5 protein-coding genes and 2 pseudogenes are annotated in these 7,329 nt (G+C 62.7%); 6 read left to right on the top strand and 1 reads right to left on the bottom strand.

The window, feature by feature from the left end; genetic code table 11:
• The 4 genes and pseudogenes from Q427_RS11960 to Q427_RS11945 all read left to right on the top strand — a co-directional run.
• Positions 1 to 338: pseudogene (locus Q427_RS11960) on the top strand (acetyl-CoA C-acyltransferase); the annotation flags it as partial.
• Positions 339 to 383: 45 nt separating this feature from the next.
• Entirely contained in the window at positions 384 to 2,036 is a 1,653-nt protein-coding gene (locus Q427_RS11955; protein ID WP_043514123.1) for a fatty acid--CoA ligase, read from the top strand.
• Positions 2,037 to 2,198: 162 nt separating this feature from the next.
• Positions 2,199 to 3,935, top strand: a complete 1,737-nt coding sequence (locus Q427_RS11950) for an AMP-binding protein (RefSeq protein ID WP_043514121.1) — start codon at positions 2,199 to 2,201, stop codon at positions 3,933 to 3,935.
• 95 nt (positions 3,936 to 4,030) lie between these two features.
• Positions 4,031 to 4,927 (top strand): bile acid:sodium symporter family protein, encoded by an 897-nt coding sequence (locus tag Q427_RS11945; protein ID WP_043514119.1) that lies wholly within the window; start codon positions 4,031 to 4,033, stop codon positions 4,925 to 4,927.
• Between the two features lie 27 nt (positions 4,928 to 4,954).
• On the opposite strand, the gene Q427_RS11940 is transcribed toward Q427_RS11945, so the two are convergent.
• The gene (locus Q427_RS11940) at positions 4,955 to 5,983 is read right to left on the bottom strand and encodes an AraC family transcriptional regulator (protein WP_043514117.1); all 1,029 of its coding nucleotides are present in this window, start codon (positions 5,981 to 5,983) and stop codon (positions 4,955 to 4,957) included.
• 201 nt (positions 5,984 to 6,184) lie between these two features.
• Here Q427_RS11940 and Q427_RS11935 point away from each other — a divergent pair, with 201 nt between their 5' ends.
• Both Q427_RS11935 and Q427_RS11930 read left to right on the top strand, forming a co-directional pair.
• Positions 6,185 to 6,877: an ABC transporter ATP-binding protein gene (locus tag Q427_RS11935; protein ID WP_043514114.1), complete on the top strand. Its 693-nt coding sequence runs from the start codon at positions 6,185 to 6,187 to the stop codon at positions 6,875 to 6,877.
• A pseudogene (locus Q427_RS11930) lies at positions 6,877 to 7,329 on the top strand (ABC transporter permease); the annotation flags it as partial. The gene Q427_RS11935 and the pseudogene Q427_RS11930, both read left to right, overlap by 1 nt.

Raw genomic sequence — 7,329 nt, 5'->3', positions numbered from 1 at the left:
GGGTAGAGCCGTCGCTGATGGGGCTGGGGCCGATACCCGCGGTAAAGCGCTGCCTGACCCAGGCCGGGCTCACCATCGGCGACATCGACGTGATCGAATCCAACGAGGCCTTCGCCGCCCAGGCCATGGCGGTGGCCCGGGAGCTCGACTTCCCCCTCGAACGCCTGAATCCCAACGGCGGTGCCGTGGGCCTCGGGCACCCGGTCGGTGCCACCGGGGCGATCCTGGTACTCAAGGCCCTGGCCGAATTGGAGCGCACCGGCGGCCGCTACGGGCTGATCACCCTTTGTATCGGCGGAGGGCAGGGCATAGCGCTACTGATCGACCGCCAAATCTGAGCGACGAGACCAAGCCAGGACGAAGACAACAACAAGGAGCCTCACATGAACACCGTCACGCCAAAGATTCTGCCGGCAACACCTTCGGCCACCAACCCGCCGCTGCTGATAGGCGACCTGCTCGACTCCGGCGTACGCATGGCCGGCGACAATCAGATCGTCTACCGCGACCTGAGCCGTCACGGCTATCGCCGCTTTCGAGAACGCGTCCATCAGCTGGCTCACCTTCTCACGGCCCAGGGCGTGAAAGCCGGTGACGTGGTGGCGGTGCTCGACTGGGACAGCCACCGCTACCTGGAGGCCTTCTTCGCCATTCCCATGCTCGGCGCGGTGCTGCATACCGTAAACGTGCGCCTGGCGCCGGAGCAGATCCACTACACCATGGAGCACGCCGAGGACGACTTCGTGCTGGTCCATGAGGACTTCGTACCACTGCTCGAGCCCCTGGCCGACAAGCTGCCGCGCATTCGCGGCTACCTGCTGTGCCAGGACGCCCCCTCCGCGCTGGAAAGTTCACTGAACCTGGCGGGGGAATACGAGGCCCTGCTGGCGGAGCAGCCGCGCCACTACGACTTCCCCACCTTCGACGAGAACGCCGTCGCCACGCTGTTCTATACCACCGGTACCACCGGCAACCCCAAAGGTGTGTTCTTCACCCACCGTCAGCTGGTGCTGCATACCCTGGCCGAGGCCAGCACCTTCCAGACGCCGGGGTTCGAGCTGCTCAATCGCGACAAGGTGTACATGCCGATTACCCCCATGTTCCACGTCCACGCCTGGGGCGTGCCCTATACCGCGACGCTGATGGGCGCCACCCAGGTCTATCCCGGGCGCTACGAGCCGGAGATGCTGGTCAAGCTGCTGGTCGGCGAGAAGGTCGACTTCTCCCACTGCGTGCCCACCCTGCTCAATATGGTGGTGAGCGCCGAGGTTATCGCCTCGGGCAAGGTCGACCTCAGCGGCTGGAAGGTGCTGGTGGGCGGCAGCCCCCTGACCCAACCGCTGTGCCGCAAGGCGTGGGAGCTGGGGATCGACACTCGCAGCGCCTATGGCATGTCCGAGACCTGCCCACTGCTCACGGCCGATATCCTGCCCCATGACATCGACCAGGCCGACTTCGAGACTCAGCTACCCTGGCGCTGCAAGGCGGGCGTCGCGGTGCCGCTGGTCACTCTCGAAGTGGTCGACGAAGACGGCAACCCGCTGCCCCACGACGGCGAGAGTGTCGGCGAGGTGCGGGTTTGCGCCCCCTGGCTGACCCAGAGCTACTACAAGGAGGAAACTCGTAGCGAGGAGCTTTGGCGCGACGGCTGGCTACATACCGGCGACGTGGCAGCACTCGACGAACGTGGCTTCCTGCAGATCCGCGATCGCATCAAGGACGTGATCAAGACCGGCGGCGAGTGGGTGTCGTCGCTGGACCTGGAGAACCTGATCGGCCAGTACCCCGGCATTTCCGAGGTGGCGGTAATCGGCGTCGCCGACGAGCAGTGGGGGGAGCGTCCCGCGGCCCTGGTGGTGGCCAGCGACCTCAACCATCCGCCCGAGGCGGAGCAGGTGCAGGCGTTTCTCCAGCAGTTCGTCGACCAGGGCAAGATCAACCGCTGGGCGATCCCGTCGTTCATCCGCTTCGTTGACGAGATTCCCAAGACCAGCGTGGGCAAGCTCGACAAGAAGCGCATTCGCCAGGAGGTCTGAAGCAGGCATGCCCCGTCGGCCCCTTTAGCGACTACCGTTCAACTGTTGTTCAACCGCAGAGCCGGTTACTGTAAGAACTTAATAAGAAGGGGCTGAGTCGCTGCGCCAGGGCAGGGAGCCACCACCCGGTGCAGCAGCCAGGCCATCCACGAGAGGCCATTCATGTCGAACGCCGAGTATTACGATAACAAACCCTGGATGAGCCATTACCGGGCTTTCCGAGCCGAAACTGGAGAAGCAGCCACCCATCATCACTTGCACGATAATCTGCCGGCGCTCATCCAGGCGGCGGGAGAAACCTACCGTCAACAAGTCGCCTTCACCACCTGCATGCCCAACGGCATGAACGGTCGCCTGACCTACGGCGAAGTCGATGACATGTCCAATGCCTTCGCCGTGTATTTACGCGAGTGCGTCAAACTGGAACCCGGCACCCGTGTGGCTGTTCAGATGCCCAACTGCCTGACGCTGCCCGTTGCTGCCTTTGGCATCCTCAAGGCCGGCTGTATTCTGGTGAACGTCAATCCGCTCTACACCCAGCGGGAAATGGAACATCAGCTCAATGACAGCGGTGCACAAGCATTGGTCATCGTCGACATGTTCGTCGACAAGCTGGAGGCGATCATTCAACGGACGGGGATCAAGCAAGTGGTGGTCACCTCTTTAGCCCAGTGGTTCCCCCCGGTGGTGAGGGGAGTATTGCAGCTGGTGCTCAAATACTGGAATCGGGTGATTCCCAAGCACCGGCTGGATGTGGACACCATTGATCAAGCCCTCGAGAAAGGGCGGGTAGCGAAGGCCGCTGCCGACCTAGACGTTCGCCAGTACTGGCAACACCTGGCCCGGGCGGATACCGCCTTGTTGCAATACACGGGAGGCACCACCGGGATCAGCAAGGGGGCCGAGCTGTCCCATGGCAATCTGATCAGCAACCTGGAGCAGGTGGACTCCGTTGCCGGCGATCATATCGAGCCGGGCAAGGAGTGCATCCTGACGGCCTTGCCGATCTACCATATCTTTGCTTTCACGGTTAATCTGCTGGCGTTCTACCACAAGGGGGCGCACAACGTCCTGGTGCCGAATCCGCGCCCGATCCAGAATTGCCAGCGCGCCTTCGACAACTACCCCATCTCCTGGATCTCCGGCGTCAATACCTTATACAACGCCCTGCTGAACGAGGAGTGGTTCAGCGTCTATCCCCCCCCATCCATGAAAGTAGCACTGGCGGGTGGCACCGCCCTGCACAAGGCAGTCGCCGAGCGTTGGCGCGCCTTGGTGGGTAGCCCTATTGTCGAGGGTTACGGCCTGACGGAAACCTCCCCGGTCATCTGTTTCAACCCCATCGGCCAGGAGCGGCCCGACTGCATCGGCATACCGGCCCCGGAGACCGATGTGCGCCTTGTGGATGAGCAGGGCGAGCCGGTACCGGTCGGCGAGCCGGGCGAGATCATCGTGCGCGGGCCCCAGGTCATGAAAGGGTACTGGAGCCGCCCCGAGGAGACCGCCAGCGCCATCAGGGATGGCTGGTTCTACACGGGCGATATCGGTGTCATGGCCGAAGACGGCTATTTCAATATTGTCGATCGCAAGAAGGACATGATTCTGGTCAGCGGCTTCAATGTATACCCCAATGAAGTCGAAGACTGCATCGCTCGCATTCCGCAGGTACAGGAGTCGGCGGTGATTGGTCTCGTCGACGACCAGACCGGCGAGGCCGTCCATGCCTATGTGGTCTTGCGCGAGGAAGGCATCATCGAGAAGGATGTGATCGCCCACTGCAAGCAGGAACTGGCTGCCTACAAGGTGCCCAGAAAAGTCGTGTTCTGGAGCGAATTGCCCAAGACACCAGTTGGCAAGGTCTTGCGCAAGGAAGTGCGCGCCGCGGTCACTGGCAATTGAACGACTCATCGATCGATTTATCGAGGTCGATAACAACCGTAGATAACAGCTTTTGATAACAACTTTTTTATAACAACAATGCTGGAGCATAAAGAATGCTGAGCCCATTGGAAGAGAGCTTGTTGTCCATCATGATGGTAATCATCATGTTCGGCATGGGGTCATCACTGACCTTCAAGGATTTCAGGCTGGCCTTACGCCATCCGCAAGCGGTTGGGGTCGGTTTCGCTTCCCAGTACATGCTGATGCCGTTGATCGCCTTTTCATTATCGCGAGTGCTGAACCTGACCCCTGAGCAAACGGTGGGCCTGGTTCTGGTTGGCTGCATGCCCGGCGGTACGACGTCCAACATCTTCGCCTATTTTTCGAAGAGTCTGCTCAGCTTGAGCATCATGATGACCATCTGCTCCACCCTGGCCGGTTTTATCATGGTGCCCCTGCTGATGGAGTTCTACACCCAAGGCATCGACGATGCGTTCCGCATTCCGCCGGATCAGATCGCTCGACTGCTCTTCGTGTTGCTGATTCCCACCCTTGTCGGCATGTGGCTGCGTCGCAGGAACTCCAATATCGGCGCAGTCATCGAGCTGATGGGAGGCATTCTCGGTGCCATCGTCATCATCTTCCTGGTGGTGACCTGGGTGCCGCGGAACTGGGTCTTGCTGGTTGAGACCGGCTGGGAAGTCTATGCCGCTGTGATCCTGATCGGCGTTATCGGCTTCGCTTTCGGCTACCTGTTCTCCCGGGTATTGCGGCTGAACCCCCAGAAATCCAGGACGGTATCGCTGGAAACCGGCATTCAGAATGGCCCTCTGGCGGCGCTGATCGTCATCATGACGTTTGCCGATGAAACGCAGCAGCTCATCCTGCTGATGCCTGTCATGTATTCGCTGTTCATCGTCATCAACTCCACTTTTGCCACCATTTTCTATCGTCGCTGGACACGTCGTGAGGAGCTGGCACGGGACCAGGCCAAGGTCGAACCGGCGTGACGAAGCGAGCTCGCCGGCTGCTATCAGTCAAGGGATGGCGTCAGGCGGCTTGGGCAGCGAAGTGGTCGCCCGCCGGTAAGCCGCAGGCGAGTTGCCGGTCCAGGCCTTGAAGGCGCGGCTGAAGCAGGCCAGATCTTCGAAGCCAAGGTCCTCGGAGATCCCGAGCAGCGGTCGCTGGGTGCGCGTCAGCGCCTGGATGGCGAAGTCGCGCCGGAACTCATCCTTCACTGCCTGAAAGTGGGTGCCCTCGGCGGCCAGCCGGCGAGAGAGGGTCCTCACCGACATGTGAAGCGCAGCCGCCACGTCCTTCACCGTCCCCGAGGCGGCGAGGTTCCGCGACAAGTGTTCGCGTACCCGGTGCGAGACCAGGCGGTCGGCGAAGGAGACATAGAACCAGTCGGCGGGTGCCCGGCGCAGGAACGCCCCGAGGTGCTGCTTGGTCTGGCGAATCGGCTGATCCAGCAAGCCGCAGTCGAAATAGATGGCGGTCTCGGGGCGATCGAACAGGACCTTGCCCGGGTAGAAATAGAGATAGTCGGCGCTATGGGCCGGCTGGGTGTAGGCGCACTCCATCAGGATCGGTGGAATCTTTCGGGCAATCATCCACGAGGCGATGCCGTGAAAGAGCTTGAGCATCAGCTCATGGATCAGGATCCGACTGCCCGCCGGTGGCTTCCGCTCCACCAGCGCCACCCGGACCAGCTCATCCTCGACGGAGTATTCATAGCCGAAATCATCCAGCACGATGCGGAAGAACAGCGTATAGCGATGCAGTGCCACCCTCAGCGTCGGTGCCTCCAGCACGCTCAGGCAGAGCAGCTTGAGCGTACCGCTCCGCAGCGGCCTGGCGAAGAAGCCCGGCGTCTCGTCGTCGTACTCGTTGACCAACAGCCGATACAGGGTGGCAAACTGCTCCACCGTGACACGCCCATGGGGGGCCGTGAGCAGGAATGGCGAGATCGCCGCGCGCTCGAGATAGCCCCCACGGGCATCCTCCGCGGCAGGCAGGCCGCGAAACAGCTCGTTGACGAAATGCATGGAGACCGTGACGGTCACGGAAGGCCCTTCCTGGAAGCGACATAATCAATAGCGATGCTCGAACCATCATGCCTGTTTTGGCGCATGTCGCAATGGGGCGGACCAATGAACTCGGCCCTACCCACTTGATAGAGCCTGTCAGTTCGATGTCACCACGCCGGGGTTCGCCTGGGCCCCAGCGTTGTGGGACGATGGGTATTTTCCCAAGGAAAGCTGGCCATGCTCGAATTCCGTGACGTGCACAAGGCCTACCCCACGCCCCAGGGCCCGCTGACGGTACTGGAGGGTATCGACCTGCGGCTAAGTGCCGGCGAGAGCCTGGCATTGATGGGGGAGTCGGGCTGCGGCAAGTCGACACTGCTGCACCTGGCAGCGGGCCTCGACCTGCCGGAGGCCGGCGAAGTGGTAATTACCGGCCAGGCCATCTCCTCCCTGGACGACCCCGCCCGGGCCCGGCTACGCCGCGAATCCCTGGGCCTGGTATTCCAGCAGTTCCACCTGGTGCCGAGTCTCAACGTGGACGACAACCTGCGCCTGCAGGCCAGGCTCGCCCACCGGGACGATGCCCAATGGGCAGCCCACCTGATCGAGCGGCTTGGCCTGGCCGGCCTGGAGAAACGCTACCCGGAACAGCTTTCCGGTGGCCAGCAGCAGCGCCTGGCCATCGGTCGTGCCCTGGCCCCCCGCCCCGCCCTGCTGCTGGCCGACGAACCCACCGGCAACCTGGACGAAACCAGTGCTGGCGAGGTGCTGGGCCTGCTGCTGTCACTGGTGAACGAAGCCGGGAGCGCTCTGCTGATGGTGACCCATAGCCCCCAGGTGGCCGCGCCGCTGGGCCGCTGCCTGAGATTGACCCATGGCAGACTCAGCCCGGTGGCCCTGTCCGATGTGCAGGAGGCGAGCCGTCGCTGATGCTTACCGCCCTGGCCACCCTGCTATCCCACTACAAGCGCCACCCGGGCCAGTTGGCCATGCTGCTGCTCGGCCTGTGGGTTGCCAGCGCCCTGTGGAGCGGCGTGCAGGCGATCAATGCCTCGGCCCGGGACAGCTACGCTCGCGCCGAGGCTCTCTTCACCACCGGGCTGGACCGGCTGGAGCGCCGTGATGGCCAGCCATTGACCCGGGACGACTACCTGCGCCTGCGCCGCGACGGGCTGCCGATCTCACCGCTGCTCGAGGGCACCCTCGAAGCCCCCGACGGCACCCGGCTGACGCTGATCGGCATCGAGCCTTTCACCCTGCCTGGCGACAACACCTTCGCCGCGTCGGGCACAACGAATGACCTCATGGTTTTTCTCACCCCGCCGTGGCAGGCACGGGTGGCCCCCCGACACCCTGCCCGCCCTGGGCGTGAGCCACCGCGA

The sequence above is a fragment of the Halomonas sp. BC04 genome (assembly GCF_000568385.1).
The sequence above is the reverse complement of the archived record's forward strand: the minus strand, read 5'-3'. Positions and strand labels throughout refer to the sequence as shown.